Source organism: Crossiella sp. SN42 (assembly GCF_023897065.1).
Classification (GTDB): Bacteria; Actinomycetota; Actinomycetes; order Mycobacteriales; family Pseudonocardiaceae; genus Crossiella.
In genome coordinates this window covers 292,719-312,305 of the sequence record NZ_JAMHIV010000003.1, presented here as the reverse complement: position 1 = coordinate 312,305, position 19,587 = coordinate 292,719, and the positions used below count along the sequence as shown (strand labels likewise).

The 19,587-nt window shown below is 66.0% G+C and carries 23 protein-coding genes; 3 read left to right on the top strand and 20 right to left on the bottom strand.

The window, feature by feature from the left end:
• Positions 1–442: 442 nt before the first annotated feature.
• Positions 443–1,108, top strand: coding sequence for a pentapeptide repeat-containing protein (locus tag M8C13_RS06375; RefSeq protein WP_252479531.1), 666 nt, complete (start codon positions 443–445; stop codon positions 1,106–1,108).
• Here the strand turns inward: M8C13_RS06375 and amcA are convergent.
• From amcA to M8C13_RS06335, 9 genes are all read right to left on the bottom strand, one after another.
• Positions 1,105–1,308, bottom strand: coding sequence for a multiple cyclophane-containing RiPP AmcA (amcA, locus tag M8C13_RS06370; RefSeq protein ID WP_252479530.1), 204 nt, complete (start codon positions 1,306–1,308; stop codon positions 1,105–1,107). The genes M8C13_RS06375 and amcA overlap by 4 nt on opposite strands.
• A complete protein-coding gene (amcB, locus tag M8C13_RS06365) occupies positions 1,277–2,389 on the bottom strand; it encodes a cyclophane-forming radical SAM peptide maturase AmcB (RefSeq protein ID WP_252479529.1) in 1,113 nt (370 codons plus the stop codon). Before amcB ends, amcA begins: the two co-directional genes overlap by 32 nt.
• A gap of 71 nt (positions 2,390–2,460) precedes the next feature.
• Positions 2,461–2,811 (bottom strand): RNA polymerase-binding protein RbpA, encoded by a 351-nt coding sequence (locus tag M8C13_RS06360; RefSeq protein WP_252479528.1) that lies wholly within the window; start codon positions 2,809–2,811, stop codon positions 2,461–2,463.
• Positions 2,811–2,936, bottom strand: a complete 126-nt coding sequence (locus M8C13_RS44395) for a hypothetical protein (protein WP_256508628.1) — start codon at positions 2,934–2,936, stop codon at positions 2,811–2,813. Before M8C13_RS44395 ends, M8C13_RS06360 begins: the two co-directional genes overlap by 1 nt.
• Before the next feature lie 253 nt (positions 2,937–3,189).
• Positions 3,190–3,438: a hypothetical protein gene (locus M8C13_RS06355; protein WP_252479527.1), complete on the bottom strand. Its 249-nt coding sequence runs from the start codon at positions 3,436–3,438 to the stop codon at positions 3,190–3,192.
• Between the two features lie 258 nt (positions 3,439–3,696).
• Positions 3,697–4,116, bottom strand: coding sequence for a hypothetical protein (locus M8C13_RS06350; protein WP_252479526.1), 420 nt, complete (start codon positions 4,114–4,116; stop codon positions 3,697–3,699).
• A 2-nt stretch (positions 4,117–4,118) separates the two neighbouring features.
• The gene (locus tag M8C13_RS06345) at positions 4,119–4,535 is read right to left on the bottom strand and encodes a helix-turn-helix domain-containing protein (protein ID WP_252479525.1); all 417 of its coding nucleotides are present in this window, start codon (positions 4,533–4,535) and stop codon (positions 4,119–4,121) included.
• A 153-nt stretch (positions 4,536–4,688) separates the two neighbouring features.
• The gene (locus M8C13_RS06340) at positions 4,689–5,045 is read right to left on the bottom strand and encodes a hypothetical protein (protein WP_252479524.1); all 357 of its coding nucleotides are present in this window, start codon (positions 5,043–5,045) and stop codon (positions 4,689–4,691) included.
• Positions 5,045–5,302 carry a hypothetical protein gene (locus tag M8C13_RS06335; RefSeq protein ID WP_252479523.1) on the bottom strand — a complete coding sequence of 86 codons (258 nt, stop codon included), beginning with the start codon at positions 5,300–5,302 and terminating at the stop codon, positions 5,045–5,047. The genes M8C13_RS06340 and M8C13_RS06335 overlap by 1 nt, the downstream gene beginning before the upstream one ends.
• 542 nt (positions 5,303–5,844) lie before the next feature.
• Here M8C13_RS06335 and M8C13_RS06330 point away from each other — a divergent pair.
• A complete protein-coding gene (locus tag M8C13_RS06330) occupies positions 5,845–7,023 on the top strand; it encodes an XRE family transcriptional regulator (RefSeq protein WP_252479522.1) in 1,179 nt (392 codons plus the stop codon).
• Here M8C13_RS06330 and M8C13_RS06325 read toward each other — a convergent pair.
• From M8C13_RS06325 to M8C13_RS06305, 6 genes are all read right to left on the bottom strand, one after another.
• A complete protein-coding gene (locus M8C13_RS06325; protein ID WP_252479538.1) occupies positions 7,020–7,577 on the bottom strand; it encodes an NUDIX hydrolase in 558 nt (185 codons plus the stop codon). The two genes, M8C13_RS06330 and M8C13_RS06325, sit on opposite strands and share 4 nt — an antisense overlap.
• Positions 7,578–7,660: 83 nt before the next feature.
• The gene (locus M8C13_RS45740) at positions 7,661–7,897 is read right to left on the bottom strand and encodes a holin (protein ID WP_374213031.1); all 237 of its coding nucleotides are present in this window, start codon (positions 7,895–7,897) and stop codon (positions 7,661–7,663) included.
• Between the two features lie 17 nt (positions 7,898–7,914).
• Entirely contained in the window at positions 7,915–8,763 is an 849-nt protein-coding gene (locus M8C13_RS06320; RefSeq protein ID WP_252479521.1) for an N-acetylmuramoyl-L-alanine amidase, read from the bottom strand.
• A gap of 630 nt (positions 8,764–9,393) precedes the next feature.
• Positions 9,394–10,140: a hypothetical protein gene (locus M8C13_RS06315; protein ID WP_252479520.1), complete on the bottom strand. Its 747-nt coding sequence runs from the start codon at positions 10,138–10,140 to the stop codon at positions 9,394–9,396.
• Positions 10,141–11,244, bottom strand: coding sequence for a hypothetical protein (locus tag M8C13_RS06310; RefSeq protein WP_252479519.1), 1,104 nt, complete (start codon positions 11,242–11,244; stop codon positions 10,141–10,143).
• Between the two features lie 20 nt (positions 11,245–11,264).
• Positions 11,265–12,329: a hypothetical protein gene (locus tag M8C13_RS06305; protein ID WP_252479518.1), complete on the bottom strand. Its 1,065-nt coding sequence runs from the start codon at positions 12,327–12,329 to the stop codon at positions 11,265–11,267.
• A gap of 414 nt (positions 12,330–12,743) precedes the next feature.
• On the opposite strand from M8C13_RS06305, the gene M8C13_RS06300 reads away from it, so the two are divergent.
• Positions 12,744–14,903: a tetratricopeptide repeat protein gene (locus M8C13_RS06300; RefSeq protein WP_252479517.1), complete on the top strand. Its 2,160-nt coding sequence runs from the start codon at positions 12,744–12,746 to the stop codon at positions 14,901–14,903.
• 227 nt (positions 14,904–15,130) lie between these two features.
• Here the strand turns inward: M8C13_RS06300 and M8C13_RS06295 are convergent, their stop codons facing one another.
• The 5 genes from M8C13_RS06295 to M8C13_RS06275 all read right to left on the bottom strand — a co-directional run bounded on the left by M8C13_RS06295 (position 15,131) and on the right by M8C13_RS06275 (position 19,571).
• Positions 15,131–15,322, bottom strand: a complete 192-nt coding sequence (locus M8C13_RS06295) for a DUF397 domain-containing protein (RefSeq protein ID WP_252479516.1) — start codon at positions 15,320–15,322, stop codon at positions 15,131–15,133.
• Positions 15,323–15,437: 115 nt separating this feature from the next.
• Positions 15,438–16,343 carry a phage tail family protein gene (locus M8C13_RS06290; RefSeq protein ID WP_252479515.1) on the bottom strand — a complete coding sequence of 302 codons (906 nt, stop codon included), beginning with the start codon at positions 16,341–16,343 and terminating at the stop codon, positions 15,438–15,440.
• Positions 16,340–18,838, bottom strand: a complete 2,499-nt coding sequence (locus M8C13_RS06285; RefSeq protein WP_252479514.1) for a hypothetical protein — start codon at positions 18,836–18,838, stop codon at positions 16,340–16,342. The genes M8C13_RS06290 and M8C13_RS06285 overlap by 4 nt, the downstream gene beginning before the upstream one ends.
• Positions 18,839–18,882: 44 nt before the next feature.
• Positions 18,883–19,296: a DUF5361 domain-containing protein gene (locus M8C13_RS06280; RefSeq protein ID WP_252479513.1), complete on the bottom strand. Its 414-nt coding sequence runs from the start codon at positions 19,294–19,296 to the stop codon at positions 18,883–18,885.
• Positions 19,248–19,571, bottom strand: a complete 324-nt coding sequence (locus M8C13_RS06275) for a phage tail assembly protein (RefSeq protein ID WP_252479512.1) — start codon at positions 19,569–19,571, stop codon at positions 19,248–19,250. Before M8C13_RS06275 ends, M8C13_RS06280 begins: the two co-directional genes overlap by 49 nt.
• Between the last annotated feature and the right edge of the window lie 16 nt (positions 19,572–19,587).

Genomic DNA, 19,587 nt, shown 5'->3' with positions numbered 1-19,587 from the left:
TTAGGCCGTGTCGTCAAAGCCCCGTCTGCGGGAGTCGTGATCGGTTCGGTCGCTGGCGGTGCGGCCGGGACGCCCTCATACCGGACGTTATCAGGGCGGCGCAACCTTGAGCTGCGGGAATCTACCGATCTACCCTGTCCTCGTCCGGCGTGTCGTGTCAACTAGTGACGCAGGTCGCCGAATCACGTCATGCAGGGACACCTGGAGGGACACGTTTCCCCCTGTTTCCCCCCTGACCTCCCCCAGCTCCCATCAAGCTCGCTGCCTCGATCCGCCGGGCGTTGAAGCGACTCTCGCAACCCAGAGCTGGCCCATTCGACGGCCGGAAGTGGGCCAGCTCTGGGCGGCTTGCGCTCAGGTGATCCGCGAGGCCGCGCCGCGCCTCCGTGCGATGTCGGCGTGGTCGCCTTCGAGCCGCTGCGGGGCTGGATAGGGTCACGGGGTGGAGTTCTTGGAACTGACCCGCGACCACACCGTCCAGCGCCCGTCGATCGACCTGGACGACCTCACCCCGGAGCCTGCCGGGTTCCGTGGGGAGGTGGTCCTTCAGTTCGCTCGGATCCGTGGCGGCGACCAGAGCGACGTCACTGGCGAAGGCTCGCTGACCCGCACCATGGTCGAAGAGGTCAATCTCAGCGGGGCGCACCTGGCTCCGCTGGAGATGACTGACGTCGTGTTCCGCGACCTCGACCTCTCCAATGGGACCTTGCGCGAGGTGACCGCCCAGCGGGTGGAGTGGCAGCAGTGCCGCGCCATCGGCCTGAACCTCCACCTGAGCTTGGCCACCAACCTGTTCCTGGACGGTTGTCACCTGGACCTGGCAACGATCGCGATCGACCGGGTCAAGGGCATCGTCGTGTTTCGGCGGTGCTCGCTGCGCGAAACCACGATCACCGGCGACCTGTCCAACGTCGTCTTCCTGGACTGCGACCTGGCCGCGGCCGAGTTCACCGGTTCCCGGGCTGATGGCGCTGACCTCCGCACTTCTCGGCTGGACAACACCAGAGGACTGAGCACGCTCCGGGGAGCGATCATCAGCGGCGAGCAAGCGGCCTCAGTCGCCGAGCAGCTGGCGACCGAGGCCGGGTTGACGGTCCGCAGCGGCTAACGCTTGCCCTTCTTGTCCCAGTTGTCCCATCCGGGTGAGTTGCCGAACGGGTTCCCGCCCCTGTTGGTCCAGTCATCCCAGGTCGGGCGGTTGTCGAACTTGCTGTCCACGGACTGCACCAGTGGTTCGGAGAGGGCCAGCAGTCCAGCCGCGTTCGCCAGCAGCTGATCAGCCAGGGACACGGTGTCGTTGTGCTGCAAGGAGGACTCCTTCCATGAGGGCGATCTTGGTGTTGCGGCAGTAGTCGGTCTCCCCTCCGTCGAGTCGGCCGTGCTCGAAGAACCGGTTCGCCGGGTGGGCGCCGCCGCAGAACTGGAAGTAGCGGCAGGCCGCGCGGCACCTCTGCACCCCGGTGACGAACTCCTGCACCCACCTGGCCCCCACGCCAGCCTCGATCAGCTCGTCCAACTCGGTGTGCAGGAGGCTGCCGCAGGCGAAGTTGCCGAGCCGGTCATCCCGGAAGCCGGCCAGCTCGGGCGAGATCAGGGTGACCTCGCCATTCCAGGCGACGGTGGGCAGGAGGTCGATGCCGGACGGCACCGACGGCGTGCCGCCGGTGAGCAGGTGCCGGGCGAACCCCAGCACGCGTTGTGCCTCCCGAAGTTCGACCCGGGGATCGGCCCGCCAGGCGGCGATCAGGGCGGCCCAGAACTCAGCCACCTGCCTCGCCTGGGGAGCTGTGCGGCGGGAGTTGACGCCCTCGCGTTCTTCGATGTTCACGCCGAGCCAGGCCACGCCCAGGTCGACGATGAACTCATAGAGGGCCTGCGCGCGCTCCGGGTTCGGGTCGGGCACCACGGCGATCACGGACACGCTGAACCCGCGTTCGACGAGTAGCCGAATGCCGCGGACGGCATGGTCGAAGCTCTCCCGGCCGTTGAGGAATGTCCGGTTCCGATTGACTGGGGCCGGGCCGTCGATGCTGACGCCCACCCGCATCTGGCGGGACTCGAAGAAGTCGCACCAGGCGGAGTCGATCAGCGTGGCGTTGGTCTGCACGGTGTGGGTGACGTTGAGGCCAGCGAAGGTGTCGACCAGCGTTCGGAGGTGGTCGCGGCCGGCGGCCAGTGGTTCCCCGCCGTGCCAGCAGATGTCCACCGGGCCGCGGTCGGCCCAACCGGCCACCGCACGGGCCACGGCCTGCGCCACGACGGGGAGCATCCGCGGGGACTTGGCGCGGTCGGGCAGATAGCAGTAGCGGCAGTCCATGTTGCACAGCGTCGTCGGCTGCATGATTACGCTGGTGGGCTTGAGAAAGGGAACGGCGGTGGTGGTCTCCATCGTGTCCTCCCACGTTCAGTGCGTGGACCGGTCGGCTGTGCGTGCTGCGGGCCGGCGGGGAGCAGTGCTGCTTACTTCCGGTCCCCGCGCAGCTGGGCCAGGCGCTCGTTGACCAGGGCCTCCAGTTCCTCCGGGGAGCGGCGCTCGTACAGGTGCTGAAGGTGGTGCTTCCTGGGCGTGGGCCGCTTGGGCCGTGGTGGCGACGTGGTGCCCAGCGACAGATCGGCCTCGGTGCCGTGCTGGCGGCACGTCCAGGTGATGGGCGGTTCGGCTTCCGCAGCGAGGGGCACGCGGATCGTGTGGCCGGTGTCCCCTTCGCCGCCCCGGGGGCAGAAGTACGGCACCTCGCGCCGTGCGGCGAGGTCGTGGTCACGGTCGGGTTCGTAGCTGACCGCGATGCCCCGGTCACCTCGGAGGCGCATCAGGACTGCCCGCCTGGTGCCGCTTGCCGGGAGAGGTAGCGCCGTACTTCTGAGGCCGCGTGGATCTCCGCGGCCACGTAGGCGGTGGCGACGGAATCGACCAGCCGAATCAGTTCTCGTCTCATGCTCCCCTCCATGCCGGGCACCTGGTCCTTTCGGAGAAGGTCGAGAAGTTCGTCGTCGGTCAGCAGAGCCGGTGAGAGCACCGCTGGCCGTTCGGCCGGGTCTCCAGTGACGGCCCGCAGGCGCCGCACTTCAGGGGTATGGGTATCCATGGTTTTCCTTTACTGCCAACGGAAAGTGGGGCCGTAGGCCGTTCCGGCCCCGGCCTACGGCCCCCGGGCGGCCGAGTGCTGCGCGGGTGGGAGGCGGTGCGCGCTACTTCGGCCAGAGATCGGGCTTGGGCGGGAGGCCAAGGTCGTGGAGGTAGGTGTTGGCCGAGTGGCGGATGATGCCGGTGAGCAGGGCATCCGCGTGCCCCTTGGCGCGAGTGATCGTGGTGGCGAGCCCGGCCAGGCTCTGGAGGATGGCCGCGCGGTGCCGGGGGTCCAGCAGGGCGTTGCGGAACAGACCGTCCAGCTTCATGCGCGCGCCGTCAGCGACGGCTAGGCCGAACAGGATGGTCATGTTCTGGGCTAGTAGTTGTGCTTCCGCGCCTGGAATGTATGGCACCCACAAGCCGCTTTCGGGCGGTTCGGGAGGTGTGGTCTCGGGCATGCGGTGCTCCTGGGCGTGATCGGAAGCGGAAAGGTCGGCGGTGGCGTCCTGGTGCAGGAGGCAGTGGCAGGTCCGCTGTGGCGAGGATGAACGAGGAGAACAGGAACAGGAGGAAGGCCAGGATCAGGATGGAGCCGGGCAGCGCGAGCACCAGGCCCAGCCACGGCGTCATGCCAGCGGTCCTGGCCAGTCGGAGCGCCCGTTGTCGACTCGGCCGTTGCGCACATCGTCGTAGTGCGCGGCGAGCAGGCCCCGCTCTACCTCGTCCTCGTCCTGCGCGTGCACGCCGTAGACGTAGAGGAGGCACCCCACCATGACGGTCCAGCTGGCCAAGCGGACCCAGAAGTTGGTGAATAGCCAGAGCAGTTCGGCCAGGTTCACCAGCCCGGCCGCGATCCCCAGCAGGGCGGCCCTGAACGTGGTGGCGTGGCGTCGGCGGAGGTAGGGGTATTTGCTGTCGGGCCCGGAGAACCACAGTCGCAGCCGCATTTGCCGGTGGCCGGGGAGCTGGTGGAACTGCTGGACGCGGTGGGCCAGTGCTTCGTAGGGGTCGGTCCTGCCCCGGTCGGGAGGCGTGGTTTCGGTCATGGCTACACCGCCTTGGCTTTCGCGGTGGTGATCGACCTGGGACCGGTGCGGGGTTTTTCGTTGAGAGAGAAGGGATCGGGGAACTGGCGGCGCAGCTCGGCCTGTTGGGCTTCCGGCCAGTCGCCTGGGTGCAGGGCCAGGTACCCGCGGACGGTCTTGATCGAGCGGCCGACCAGTGCGGCGACATTCGCGACCGAGAACCCGGTGTCCCGCAACAGATCCCAGCAGAACAGTGCCGCAGCCAGCTTGTGGTCTCCCCACAGGTGCGGGGGGTGGCTACACCGATGGGGCAGATCCATGGCGTTCACTCGCCGGTAGACGGTGGAGCGTGAACAGTGCAGCCTGGCTGCGATCGCATCGACGCTCAACCGCTGGTCGCAGTAGAGCCTGCGGATCCGCTCGTCCCGGAGCTGGATCACTGCCGGAAGCTGGGGGGAGGTGCTGTTCACGGTGGTTCCGTTCTAGTGATGGGCGGCAACGCAGTTCGAGAGGGGGCCTGGTCGGCGTCCCCGGAACTTCGGATCCAGGGACGCCGACCAGCTACACCCGGCGCGTGAAGTCGGGGGGTGCCCTCACGCTGCAACCGGGCTGTCCTTGTGGACACCGTGCCGGCCGTGGGGCCCGACCGGCTTCAGCTCGGGATCGAGCGCCTGGAAGGCTCTCCGGTAGGCGTGGCAGTAGCAGTAGCCGCGGTCTCGCCGACCAGGCAGCCACCGGGCGAGCCGCCACCAGCGGCGACGGTCCAGGCACCTCGGACAGTTGCCGTCCTGCTCCAGCTCGTGCTCGTCCAGCAACGTTTCGATCGCCTGCTGCTGCCTGGGAATTTCCTGCCTAGCGAGCCTGGCAACACTGGCGTCATCACCGTGTTTCAGCACCTGGTTGGTCGTGGCGAAAATGTCGCTGATCCGGTGGCGGTAGAAGGTCGGCATCAGGACCTCCGTCGGTGCCGGGCAGCTTGACGACAAGAGGGTTTGCTTCGCAACCCCTGGGATTCCGCAAGTACGGGTGCAGGATGCATGTCGATCTCCTTGGTGACCGCGGCGGTGTTCAGCGGACAATCGGAGGCGGGACAGGACGGCGGCGGTGCAGGAAACGCACCGCGGATGATCACGCCGACGAGGACGAGACCCACCACCACGAAGATGGTCGCGCCCATCACCACAGCGGGATCGCTGTTGATCGTCATGGTGAGGCTCCTCGGTGCTCCGTCGTTGTGACGGCGACTGGATGATCGCGAACGCAGCAGTCAGCCCAGAGCTGCCCTGGCTCCAGCCCATGACGGGAGAGCCACCACAGGACGGTTGAGTCAGCAGATCCGTCACGGTCCAAAGCATCGGCCGGACACCGGCTGCCCGAAACGACAGTGGTGGATAATGTGTGCCGCGATTATCCAGTTCGCGCATATCCCCAGCGCATTGCGTATCTGAGTCGCTACTTTGTGATCACGAGAGCGAGTAAGATTAAGGCATGGCCGGACGGCGAGAGTGCTCGCGTTGCACCAACCGGCTGGCGCGCGACCAGCGGGGCTCCCTGTGCAGTCTCTGCATGCAACTTGCAGCCGCTGACTGTCCGCCCCGGCATGATCGAAAGTTCTGGGAGCGGCCGAAGCTGAGTGCAGCCCTTCGCGCTCAGCACCTCGGAGCGCTGAGCTACGCCTACCGGCATGCTCACTGGCCGGTTGTGTCGCAAGCTCGGCTCGGCCAGTGGCTCGACCGTAGCCAGAGTCAAGTGAGCAGGCTTGAGAGCGCACGTCGTCCGCCCTCGGAACTGAATGAGCTGCGACACTGGGCCGAAACGCTCAGGATACCCCCGGACTTGCTCTGGTTTGCAGTTTCATATACAGATCATGAATCGACCAGCCTTGCCGATCGAGCTAGTCTGAATGATGTGCAGCGCAGACAATTTCTGAAGACAGCCGGGGCTGGAGCTCTCATTCTGGGCAACTCCCTCGCTGGCGCAACCGCTACCGGGCTCCCCTACGTTGACGGTGGCCACAGCTCAAAGGCTTCCGAACTGCGAGCCAAGGCGACCGATTTTCGGCGTCTTGACAATATGCACGGAGGAGGCCATAAAAGCGTCAGGGGCGTCGTTGACGCATACCTTGCGACCGAAGTGCAGCCACTACTTCATGGGGTTCGTCGACGGAACCTTGCAAATAATGATCTGTTCTGTGCGGCAGCTGAGCTTTATCAACTTGCTGGCTGGATTGCATACGATACGGGACAGCCGACTGACGGTAGGCGACACCTGAGAGAAGCTCTTCGTCTATGCGACGAGGCGGAGAATGAAGCACTATCGACGGAGATGCTTGCCGCTATGAGTCATCACGCGGCCTTCTTCCGGGCAGGAGACGTTGCAGTCGACCTGGCTTTGGCTGCGCGACAGAGCGCTCGAAGGACTGGTGTTCCGGCACTTAGGGCAGAGGCTTCGGCTCTTGAGGCTCATGGGCTTGCAATACAAGGGGAGAAAAGAGGGAGCATTAACGCCCTCCGAGACGCCGAGCACGCTTTTATGGCGATCAGATTTAGTGACACTCCCGCTTGGCTCAGATACTTTGACGAAGCGTACCTGGCTGCGAAGTTTGCCCACACCTTCCACGAGCTAGGCCAGTTCTCCGATGCGGAAAGGTTTGCACTCCGCTCCTTGGAGATGAGCGACGGTTACGAACGAGGCCGTCTCTTCAACACTGCACTGCTTGCCTCGATTTATGCCGATCAGGGTCGAGTCGATGAGGCATGCGCAAAGGGTGTCATGGCTATCGACATGACTAGTAAGGTTCGCTCAATTCGCACCGTCTCGTACCTAACCGACCTAGGCCGTCGGCTAGAGCCGCACAAGACTAACGTGCGCGTGGCGGCACTGTATTCAAAGATGGATAGCGTTGGGGTGACAACACCGGTACGCTAACTGTTCTCAGGGAACGCGATGACATGCAGTAGGCCGACCATCGAGGCAGCCCCAATGATTTCGCCTTTGGCGAACTTCTCGCGAACGGACGACAGAGGAATCCATGCGATGCGTTCAGCCTCGTTAATGTCTTTCGGTTCCCCCGTCCGATCTGCCCCACGGGAGACGTAGAGAAGGTTTTCGGCGTCAGCACTTCCTACCATTGGCTGAAGTGAAGCGAGCAGAGTTGCATTGCGGGGTCGCCATCCTGTCTCTTCCTCGACTTCACGCATGGCTGTCTTGACAGGATCTTCTCCAGCATCAACGTACCCGCCCGGAAGTTCCCAAACCCAGCGGTCCATGATGAAGCGGTGTCGCCAAATCATTAGGACACGTTGCTGATCATCTACCACTACCATCATGGCGGCTTTTGGGTACCGGAGCACGTATTGCTCAAAATGGACGCCATCCGGCAGTTCTACGGACGCAACACTGAGGGTTAGACGCCGCGACTTGTCTACTACCCGTTCACCGTGAATTGTCCAGCGAGTCAGCTCGGTGGGATTCTGCTCCATGGTCACCCGCATGACATTACCCCGGATGCCGAGATGCAGCAGTAGGCCCCTGCACCGCACAGGCGGTGCAGGGGCAGGTTTGATTACGAGTCCGGCGTAACAGCGCTACCGCTGAATGCGGCACGGTTGGGATCGCCGAACCGACGTCCGGCGAGACCGTACAGCGTCGTCAACAGGGCGGTGCCGAGAGCCAGGCCGGTGACCGTGGTGATGTCGATGGCCCACAGGTTGGGAGTGTTGCCCAGGGCCGAGGCTGCGGTTGCGGCCGCAGCTACGACGACCCGTTCGGCCAGGTCGATCCAGTACTGCCGGGTGAACAGGGCGGTGTGCTCCTTTCTCAGACGGCGGTCGGCGGGGTGCCGGTCGCCGGAGTCTGGGTCGGTGCCGCAGCGAGCTGGCGGACGTCGGCGTGCAGCGCGGCCAGCTCGGCGCGCGTGGCGGTGAGCGCGGTGGCAAGTTCGGCGACCAGGCGCTTGGTCTCGTAGGCGTTGGCGTCGGTGTTGAGCAGGAAGCCGACCGGGGTGTCGTGGTAGTCGGACTGGGTGCCGTTGGGGCCAACCCAGCGGGAGCGGTGGCGCTCGCGGAGCAACTCCGCGGTGTTCCAGCCGTTGTTGGCCGCGTCGGTTAGCCACCTGTGGGCGGGGCGGCTGAGGCCGTTGTGGTCGGTGATCTGGGTGTTCCAGGACAGTGCGGTGACTCCTTCGGTGAGATGGCGGGCCACGGTGGCGCGGAAGCCGTTCATGTCGCCGGGCCAGCCGGCGGGGTCGATCTTGCGGGTGGTCCATTCCTTGTGGGCGACCGCGCGGTGTGCGGGGAGACTGAGGTGGGCGAGCAGGGCGGCGGTGCCCAGGGGGTAGCTGTCGCGCTGGGCGGCGGTCCAGTCGCCCCGGCCGGTGGATTCGGCCTCGATGCCGATGAGGTGGAAGTTGCCGTTGTCCCGTCCGACCCAGGGCAGGTAGCCCTTGCCTGCGTGGGAGGCGAGGCCGGCGGCGATGAGGTGCCAGGTGCCGTCGCGGTCCAGGCCCAGGTTGGCGATCGGGCCGGCCAGGCCGGGGCGGCCTTCGATGAGCACGCGGCGGGAGGGGAAGACCCCGTTCGGCGGTCCGGCGGTGTGGTGGAGCAGGACTCCGCGGATGTCGCGGGTGGCGCCGTGTCCGCGGGTGGTCCACCCCGGGGTTTCGACCACGGGAAGCCCTGCAGCGCGGAGGGCGTCGGCCATCCAGGTCAGTGGGTAGGGCAGTTCGTGCCTCCTTGGAGGAAGAGGTGCCTGGAGGAGCAGGCGGTTCGGCTTGGCGTCGGCGGGAGTGCTCGACAGGATGGTTTCGATGGATCAGGCGGCGGGGCGTGGACCGCGTCCCCGCCCTGGTGAGGGGGATGGAATGGGAAGCAGGTTGGCGAAGGCACCGGGGTGGCTGGTGGGCACGGCCACCGCGGCGCTGTTGGCGGCGGGACTGGTGGTCGGGGGGCTGGTCACCGCGCAGTCCGAGCAACCGCAGGTGGTGGAGCAGCTGCCCAATCCGGAAGCGGCCCCCGGCAGCACCAGCCCGTCAGCCACGCCGTCCACCGTGATCGCGCCCCCCACGAGCACCGCGCGGCCGGACGTCCGCAGCGCCACGCCGACCAGTTCGAGTCGGCCTCCGGTGGCCCCACCGCCAGCGGTGGGAACGCAGCCGGCAAGCCGGACTGGCGCGGCCACGCCGCCACCGGTCGCGGAACCGCCGGTCGCTCCGACTACCAGCGCCGAACCGCGGCGCTGTCTCAAGGGTGAGCAGCATCCGGACTGCCTGGATGACGGGTTGCGCAACAACTCAGCCCGTTAGGTCTGCTCCCCGCTGGCGTAGGCGATACAGGCCCGCGTACCTCCTGATCCGGAGGTGCGTCGGGCCTGTAGCCATATTTCGCCCATCTCCGCCCAGCGGGTGGGAGGCGTGAACCGGAACCCGGTCATCTCCTGGAGGAAGCGCACCTGACGGGTCTCGCCAACCTGGACCCCGGCGGGGTCTGCCCACAGGCGGATCTCCCCGAAGGTGTCGGGGTGGTCGGTGGCGATGCGCACGTCAACCTTGATCTTGGGGTGCTGGTGGTTGTAGCGGATCTGCTCCAAGGTGGTCCACTCGGTGGCCTTGGTGACCGGCCAGTCCTGGAACACCCCGGAGACCGACAGCGGGATGTAGGGGCGGGCCAGCCCGGCCCCTGAATGGGCGTCGTCGCCGAGGATGATGTTGCCGCTGTGGTCCCAGATCGCGACGAACTGCCGGTAGCCCTCCTGGCGGGGCTGCGGGTCGAACACGGCGATGCGCCAGTGGCCGCGGTCATCGGCGATGTAGGTGATGGGCTGCGGCGTGCCGTCCGGGCGGACCCAGTCTCCGTCCGCCCCGCCGGTGAAGAACGTGATCTCACCGTCGTTGTCCAGCATTTTGATCCCGCCCAGGTCCTGGATGGTCAGCCCACCGGAGCTGATGACCACCGAGTAGAGGGTGCGGCGGTCGTTCTCATCCAGGCGGCCCTCTACCCGGCGGAACCAGTCCAACAGGTGATCGTTGGGGCGTGGGGTCAAGGGCAACTACAGCTCTCCTTGTCCGGCCTCGATGGTCAAGGCCAACTCGTCAGGGTGGTTGGCGGCGTCCAGCCCGATCACACGTCGCAGGTACTGCCCATCGGGAATCCAGGGATGCCCGGTGATGCCGAACAGGCCGTGAAAGCCGGGGGCCAGGTCGTAGTGGCGGGGCTCGCCGGAGCTGGTTCGGACCCGTGCCGTCCACAGCTCGATGGGCCGCCGGTAGAGCGCGGCGTAGGAGGTGGCGAGCCGGTCCAGGGTGGCGGGCAGCTGCACCGAGGAGTGGCCGGTGACGACGTGGTCGACCAGGGGCCACCCGGCATCGGTGAGGGTGGTGTCGCGGTGGAAGCCGATCAGGCTGCCGCGTTCCCACCCGTCGCCGCGGACCCAGGTACGGCTGGACATCAGGGAGGCGTCGGCATCGACGTTGATGTCACTGAGCCCGGTCCCGTAGTCCCAGGCAGGTGGCGCGCCGTTGCCCTCCAGGTAGGGCTCGCCGATGCGCATCACCCATTCCAGGTGCGTGCGGCTGGCGGTCAGGCGGGGGCGGAACTCGATGTCGGGGCCGTGCTCCTCGGCCACCAGTTGCCGCAGTGCCTCCCCGACCGGGCGCAGTTCGTAGCCGCGGTAGGTGCGGGTGTGGTTGCCCGGCCAGTCCGCCGGGAGGACCACGGGCAGGCTGCCGCCGGAGCGGCCCAAGCCGACTTGGACCAGGTGCTTGGCCAGGGTGCCCAAGGATGTCGGTCCCAGGTGGGTGTCAGCGTCTGGGGCGGTGATGGCGCTGAACTCGCGCGGGAACAACAGGCGCCGGTCGAGCAGGCCCCACAGTCCGGACGCGCCGACGGTGACCGACTCGGCGGTGACGCGGTGGGACCAGATCGGCCCAGCCTGGGCGATCCAGTCACCCTGTCGCCAGGCCAGGGAAAAGCGTTGGGGTGCAAGGATTCCACGAAGAATCTGGCGTTCGGCGTGGGTGAGGTGCCCGAGCGGGAAGGTGGCTTCCAGGCTGCCCGGCTGGTTGACCGCGGCGCTCCAGCGGGGCAAGCCGGTGGTGTCGGGTTCGGCCACGATCCGCCCGGTGCGGGTCTCGAAGACCAGGCAGCTCCACACCTCCGCCTCCGCGGGAGTGCTCAGGCCGGCATCACCTGGGCCATCAGGCTGCCGTTGAACCGGGTGGAGCCCATGCGGAAGTTGGGATCACCGAAGGTCCGCACGATGACCAGGTGCACGATGTGGCTGCCGGTGAGCACGCCGGTGTGGCCGGGGTGGGTGAGGGTTGGGCGCATGCTGCGGCGGCCGAGGCCAACGGTGTCCGGGCCGACGCCGATGCCGAGTTGCGGGCCGTCGAGGTTGTCCAGGCGCACGGCCAGGTCGGCGCGGCCGGTGGGGACGTTCTCGCCGTCCTGGTCGGAGGCGATGACCTCGGCCGCGCCCGTGGCGGTGATGACGTAGGGCCAGCCGGGGTCCGGCATCACCAGTGAGGCGATGAGCAGTTCGCTCTCGGTGTGCCCGCGCCGCTCCACTACCGAGGTCGACCCCGGCGGCGGTGCGAGGGTGCCGCGCCAGCTCTGCCCGTCCCAGTACTCCAGGCCCGCGCGGTGGCGGTACTGCCCGGGGTAGGAGCCCGGTTCGCGGGGGTCGTCCCCGGCGAGCAGCAGGCGCACGCCGCCGCGCAGGAACGCGCCGCGGCGGGCGTCGACGACGTGGGAGGCGTCGATCATCGTCGCGCCGGCGGGGCGGTTGAGGTAGGCCAGGGCGACGGCGTTGGCGGGGATCTCCGGCCGTGCTGGGGTTGGGGACGGGCGGCCCGTGATCACCTCCACGACGGGGCCGACCAGCGTGGCGGGGTCGCCGAGGGCTGGGTCCCACAGGCGGGCAACCACGGCGTCGATGCGGGCGTTGGTGGCGTCGGCCGGGTCGGTCGGCGCGGTCAGGGTGGCAGCGGACCAGCAGACGTAGGGCCCTTCGCTGGGTCGGGTGATCACGGCGTGGCCGGGCAGCACGCGCACTGAGTTGCCCGGCGTCAGGGTGGGCAGCACACGCAGGTCGGCGACCGCGCCGTCCACCGTGGTGGAGGGCAGTACCCCGGTGCTCCAGGTCATCGGCGCGCCGGCCGGGCTGCCGAGCAGGGCACCCAGGGCGTGGCGGCCGTCGCGGGAGGAGTTGCGGGCCTGGAGGGACCAGGCGTCGGTCATGGGCACGGCTGTAGGCAGAGTTAACTCCGAAGGGAGAGACGGCTGAGGGGATGTGACGGGGGCTACGGGCGTGTTGATGAAGTGACTGCTCGACATGGAGAACCAGGCTGTTGTCACAGCAGATGACAAATGAGCAACTCCCGGTTCACAACACCGGGCCACTGTATTTCCACATAAGCGGCTTGCTGAAGATCACTGCCTGAATATCGATTGTTGTTGACATATTCAAATCGAGCTAATGACCATTCCGACGAATAGCGCTGTCAAGAAGTCAACTACTGAAGGTTGACGTATCAATGATGTTCTACGCGGACAACGCGCGACCGGGTGGACTCGGGGAAACTGCTAGGCAACTCGCAGGGTTTTCGCTACTGTTCACTCTGTTCACTCAGTGCCGACAGGACAGGTAGGGTGATGACAGAGCGGCAAGACGACTCCTTGGGTACGCCTAATCCGATTGTTCATAACGAGGTATCCGGACTAGTCGGTGGTCACCTGGTACAAGCTCACACGATATTCGGCGGCATCCACTTAAATGGAGATTCTCAATCCGAACTAAGACCACAGCAGTTGCCGCCAGCCCTTCGGATATTCGTTGGCCGCAAGCAGGAACTTGCCCGACTCGATGCCGCGCTTGACGAATCTAGAATTTCCGCTGCAATCTTCATAATCGATGGCACTGGCGGCATAGGGAAAACCAGTTTAGCCATCTATTGGGCTCAGCAACATATTGACCGATTTCCGGATGGTCAGCTGTACGTCAACATGCGCGGGTTTGACCCATCTAACCCTCCGATGCAACCCGATGCCGCGCTGCGAGGATTTCTCAGCGGTCTAGGGGTTGAGCCTACCTTGATTCCCAGTGATATTGATACTCAAACTGCACTTTATCGAAGCCTAGTTGCGAACAAGCGAATGTTAGTTGTAATCGACAACGCACTTGACCTGAGTCAGGTCGATCCGCTTCTCCCAGGATCTGCATCCTGTCTGGCAATTGTGACCAGCCGGAATCGCCTGACGGGCCTTGCAATGCGCGGCGCATACCCAATCAATCTTGATTTTCTTAATCAAGCGGAAGCTCGAGAATTAATGCAAGAGCATCTCGAGGCTAGCCGGATGGCAGCTGAATCCGACGCCGTAAACGAAATTTTAGACTATTGCGCAGGTTTGCCAATGGCTATTTCCATTATGGCTGCCCGTGCTGCGGTTAGCGCAAAGCTGCCCCTGTTTGCGTTGGCAGAGGAACTGCGAAACGAATCAGGTCGTCTGGATGGCCTTGATGGAGGCGACCTGTCAACTAGCTTACGAACAGTTTTCTCTTGCTCATACCAAGATCTCTCTGAGGATGTGGCTTTTACGTTCAGGCTACTTGGGCTGGCACCCGGGCCGGAGATCAGCTTGGCTGCGGTAGCCGAACTGAACGCTGAGTCCGTCACTCGAACACGAATTCTTCTACGCACATTGGAGACCGCGCACCTGCTTCAACAACCCTCGCCCGAGCGGTATCGTTTACATGATCTCATTCGGCTACATATAAGTGAACTAGCCAGCCAGAAAGAGCCGTTAGAGTCACAGGAGGCAGCTCTGCGGCGTCTCGTTTGTTACTACCTAAGCAAGTCGAGCGCCGGGGCTGCACTGATTGACCCTGCCCGCCAGGCAGTTGACATTTCTGTATCGGCAGAAGAAACCGACGGGCGAGTTTTCCGCAGCCTTGCCGAAGCACTAATTTGGTTCGATGTCGAGTACCCTTGCCTGATAGCCGCACAGAAACTTGCGGAATCGCGAGACTGGAACTTGGAAGCGATACAGTTCACCCAAGCCTTAGCTCCTTTCCAATATAGGAGAGATCTCGTCAATGATCGCCATTCTGTTCGCGAAGTTGCACTTAGGGCAGCCCAAAAACTCAATGATCAAGCGATTTTGATCAAGGCGCATCGAAATTTCGGTCAATCCTGCTCCGAGATGGGGGCACATCAGGAGGCGCTGGAGCATCTAGATTCGGCACTTGCTCTCGCCGAGCAGTACGGTGATATCCGAGACATAGCATTCACGCACAACGTTCTTGCGCTGACATGGTCTGCCCAGGACGACCACAAACAGGCGCTGGCACATGTCACCGAGGCGTTGCAACTATTTCGGAAGCTTGGCGAAATAGTATGGGAAGGGGATGCGTTAAACTCAATAGGATGGCATCATGCACATCTCGGAAATTTCAAACTGGCTCGACAGTTTTGCGAACAGTCGCTAGCTATTGATCGCCAGCTTCGCGACGAGCTTGGTGAAGCGGTGACATTGAAGACACTGGGATACATCGCTCGCCGCAACCAGTGTCACAACGAAGCGCTCGATCATTATGGCCGAATTCTAACTCTAAGCCGTCAGCTGGACTCCGCCGTCATGGAAGCTGAGGCTCTAGATTGCATCGGGCAGTGTCATGCAGACCTTGGTCGCGCTGTCGAGGCATGCAAAATTTTGAGTCAAGCTCGCGATCTTTACCGCAAAATAGGCCGAGATTCTGAGGCGAACAGGACGCAAGACAGCATCAATTCTATTAATGGACCCTTAGGTGATTGAACTTTGAGGTAGATAAACGGCTGCCGCAATATTAATATCGGACGATATGCAGCACTTCGCAACTGGCGTTATTCAGAGATTAAGGCACGCGGTGCAATCGATACAAAACCTTCTAGTGCTACTCCTGGAAGACTTCGTAGCTGCGGCATCGCATCAAACTTAAACTCACTATTTTGCGCATGCGCGTCAGTTGATCACACGCATCAAGCCTCAGTAAACCAACCCAACTATTCAGGTATGATCATGGGCAAGAAGCGATGCCACGCGTCGGCTGACACTACAAGGCAGCCCGCGTCGCGGTTCTTGCTGTCCCGAACAGCGACCCAGTTTGGGGTCACGGCCACTTCGACGCAGCGCCGACCATCGTGACACCGGCTGGACCTTCGGAATTCAAGTGACGAGGGATCGAAGGTGCTCATGGGATTCCTCCTCTGAAGCATCGACCTACGGAGCAATTGTCCACCTTCGCACTCCGTGATCGCAATATCCGGCTCAGCGGACGACCTGCCTGCTGGATGCGACGATGCGTGTCGATCACCACCACGCGGTGGACCAATGTGCAGTGAGCAATGCGGCGGCCGACGGCGCACCCGAGCGGAACGCGGCAGTCAGCGCCTGGCCGGGCGGAATAGGCATCCAGTCGGCGCGCACCAGGTAGGGGCGGTAGCCGGGCATGCCGTCCAGGCTCACGCTGCGGCGGTGCGGGTGGGTGTCGATTACCAGGCGCTGGCTCGCGCCGAGGTCGGCGGCCAGGCGGAGGCCGCGGCCGGTGGCCGGGTCGGTGATTTCCGGGGAGGCCACGGGCCCGGTGATGGTCCAGCGGGGCCAGCTCGGTGCGGTGCCTGAGTTGGTCATGGTCAGGGTGCCGGTGCTGGCCGGCTTGCCCCAGTTCAGTCCGGTGTTGTCCCAGTCCAGGCCGCCGTCCGCGGCGGTCCAGTCCAGGCCGGTGCCCTCCAGTGGCAGCCCGGTGGAGGCAGTGAAGGGCTCGGGCGCGTAGCGCACGGGGTCGGGTGCGGCCAGCTGGATGGAGAAGGCGGTGAGCTGCCGGCGCGGGGTGAGCAACACCGGCCCGTCCAGCTCGACCTGGCGCACGGTGTCGTCGCCGCTGGTGGTGTCGTTGTGCCGCAACACATACAGCCGGTGCGGGTCGGCGCACAGGGCGGCGATCCGGTTCTCCGCGGCCAGCCGGGTGGCGGGGCTTGCTGCCCACAGCCACCCGGACAGGGTGATGACCGCGGCTTGGCGGAAGGTCGGGGACCGGTAGGTGCCGTGCTGCTGCGGTCGTTCGTCGCGGCCGGTGCGGGCGGCAGCGGAGCCGGACCAGCCGGTGGCCTCCTCCACCACGATCTCCGCGCCCTGGTTGAGCACGGGGTCACCGTTGAACACCACCCCGTCCAGGTGCCAGGTCTCTGGCAGGGGCAGGCCGGTCGGGAAGCTCACACGTACCTCCCTTGGAAGGCCAGGCGGCGCGCGACCGCGGCGGCGATCGACTCTTCGGACTGACCGGCCTGCGGGTAGACGTTGATCGTCACCGCACCTGGCTGGGCACCGGCATCCCCGGGGCCGCCCTGGGCGGGTTCCCACGCGGGCGGGACCGGGGTGGCGGCCTCGGCCAGGTCGGTGGCGGCCTTGAGCGCCAAGGGAATCCCGGCGGTCAACCCGTCTGCGAAGCCTTCGGCACTGAACCGTCCGAGCTGGGCGAAAACCTTGCTGGGACTGGAGATCCCCAGTGCTTCCTTGATCGCGTTGACGGCTCGGTGGGCGAGGTCGCGGACCTTGTCGTAGAGCTGGCGGGCCCGGTCGGAGACGCCGTTGATCATGCCCTGGATGAGGTCCCGGCCGGCGTCGATCAGGTAGCGGGCCGCGTCGCCGAGCGCCCGCTTGATCTTGCCCGGCAGGTCGTAGAAGAGCTGGCCGACCTCCTCGATCCTCCGCCACACGCCACGAGCCCAGTCCGCCACCGCCGCACCGGCGTCCCCCACCGCGCTGGCCACCGAGCCAGCGAGGCTGCGCAGACCATCCTCAACGTCTAGGACCACGTCGATAAGCCCGCCGAGGAACCGGGTCAGGAACTCGATCGCGCCCGAGGCGATGCTCAGCGCGTCGGCAAGCAGGGGCAGACGCTCGTTAGCCGCAGTGGCTAGGTAGGTGATCAGCCTGGTCAGGGGCACGATCAGCGGATCGAGCGCGTCCAGGCATTCCAGCAGGCCGTCCACGACCGGCGTCCAGTCGATGGAGGCCAGGGCGTCGGCCAGGGCGGTCAGGATCGCGCCTGCCAGCTCGGCCAGTTTGGGCAGCAGCGGGGCCAAGGCGGCGAGCAGGTTGGACAGCGCCCTGCCGAGTGGTTCGAGCGCGGGCTGAAGCGCGGCAAAGGATTCCCGCAGGGCGTCCAGCAGTGCCTTGGGGCCGCCGCCGTTGAGCAGCGCGGTGACGAACTCGCCGATGGCGGGAACCACAACGGTGCCGATGATCTTGGCTGCTTCCAGCAGGACCGGCAGCAGCGCCTTGGCGACGTTGGCCAGGGTCTCGAAGACCGCCCGGAGCATGTCCTGGCCCTCGGCGCTGCGCAGGAACTCCTCGATCTTGCCGGTGAGCTGGGCAATGATCTGGAGCAGGCCGCCGCCGGTCTGCTGGCCGGCGCGCAGGATCGCGGTAATCGAGCCGATGACGTTGCCCAGGATGTCCTTGAGCGTGTCCAGGGTGGCCAGGGCCGTGCTGATCCACTCGTGGAGCTTGCCGGATTCCCGTGCCTTGGCAACGAAATCGCCGAACTTCTGCGCTGCTGCGGCCGCGCCGGCGGCCAGGTCGGGCAGGAAGCCGCTGGCGACCACGGCGATGTCGCGGAAAGCCGACAGCAGCGGCCGGATCGCGCCGCCGAGGTTGAACACTGCCGCCTGGGCATTGCTGAACAGGGTGCCCAGGTCGGCGACTGTGCGCTGTTCGGCGGCGAAGGCGGCGACGCTGCGCGCGCCGGTGTTGAGGGCACCGGCGATGTCGACAAGCCCGGTGCGCAGCACCGGCAGGTAGGTGGTGCCCAGGCTGCGGATCTGCTCGGCCAGCCCGCGGAAGAGGGTCTGCTGGACATCCAGTTGCAGCGAGCGGTAGGCCGGGGCCAGCTCGCGCACTGCCAGCGCGGCCGACCTTGCCGAGGGTGCCAGTTTGGCGATCGCTTCGTTGAACTTCTCCGCGTCGCCCAGGTTGGACATCGCCTCGCCGAAGCCCTTGAGTCCCAAGGACAACGCTGCGAAGGCGGCCCCGGCCACGGCCAGCCCTGCGGGCAGCAGGGCGACCGCGCCGGCGGCGCTGGATGCCGCCGCGGCCAGCCCGAGCAACAGCCCGGCGACCGCGCCGATCCCGGCCCCGGCCGCGCCGAGCTGGGTCAGTGACAGCACCGCCTTGCCGAGCGCTCCGGCGGCTGCGGCCATGCGGCCGTTGTCGAGGTCGACCCGCAGCCGCACTACGGCGGCGGTGGCCAGGCGGCGGGTCATGCTGGCCACCTGCAGGAGCAGTCGGCCACTGGTGCTCTGCTCCAGTTCGGCGCGGACCTGGATGGCGCGCTGCGCCAGGGACAGTCGCTGGATGCGCTCGCGCAGCTGTTCGCGCAGCCGGGTCCACTCCGTGGGCGGGACGGTGGCTGACACCGGCACGGGCGGGGCGGTGCGGGCGAGCTTGCGGGTCAGGCCCAGGAGCTCAGCGGTGGCGTGCTGGCCGTTGAGGGCGGCGGCCAGCTCCACCTTGGTGGAGCGCTGGGCCACCGCGGCGGCCCTCTGTACCTGCGTGACCAGGCGGTCGGTGTCGATGACCGTGGGCAGCTCGATGCGCAGCCGCTTCTCGGTGCGGGTCAGGAAGCGCTCCAGCGCGGGGGTGAAGCTGGAGGTGTCGGGCAGGACCCGCACGGAGACCCGCGCAACTTCCCGGGCACCAGGACCGGCCATTTCGACCACCTCCGCCCGGTCTCAGCAGGTGGGCGTGGGGTGCTTCAGCGGCCGGTGGGACCGCGGTGCCCGGTGACCAGCCGCGAGATCAGCGCTGCGGCTCCGCCTGGGCGGCGGGCCTGGGGGCGCGGAATCGGCGTCGGGCGCTTGCCGCGCCCGCCCGCGCGCTGCCAGTTCGCCAGCTGTGCGGCGTCGGTGATCGCGGCCAGCAGGTAGCGCTCGGTGGTCCAGCCACGGTGTGCCATTCCGCCACGCAGGGAGGCCACCAGGGCGCACTCCTCGGGCAGCTGCTCGGCCAGGGCGAGCACCCGGCGCGGGGACAGGGCGGACTCGACATGCAGCACGTCGGCTAGGTCCAGGCCGTAGAAGCGCAACAGGTCGGCCGCCAGTGCCGCGCCGTGGTCCCCGATCAGGTGGCCGAGCGCGATGCTTCCCCCGGCTGGGTGCGCTCCGCCCATTCCTGGAACAGCACGGTAGTCAGCGCGTCGCTGTCCTCCTCGCCATCGAGCATGGTCAGCAGGCGCTCGGGGTGGTCGGCGCTCTCGGCGAGTACCTGGCGCATGACCTCCAGGGCCTCGTTGGTACCGGGGTTGCCGTCATCCAGCGAGGTCAGCAGGGCCTCCACACGGTCGCGCTGATGCTTGGGCAGGCGGATGACCGCGCGCAGGATGACCTCCCCGCTGGGGCAGGTGATGGAGAAGTTGGCGAAGCGCCGGTCCAGCTGCGCTCGCATGTCCTCAAGGGTCCAG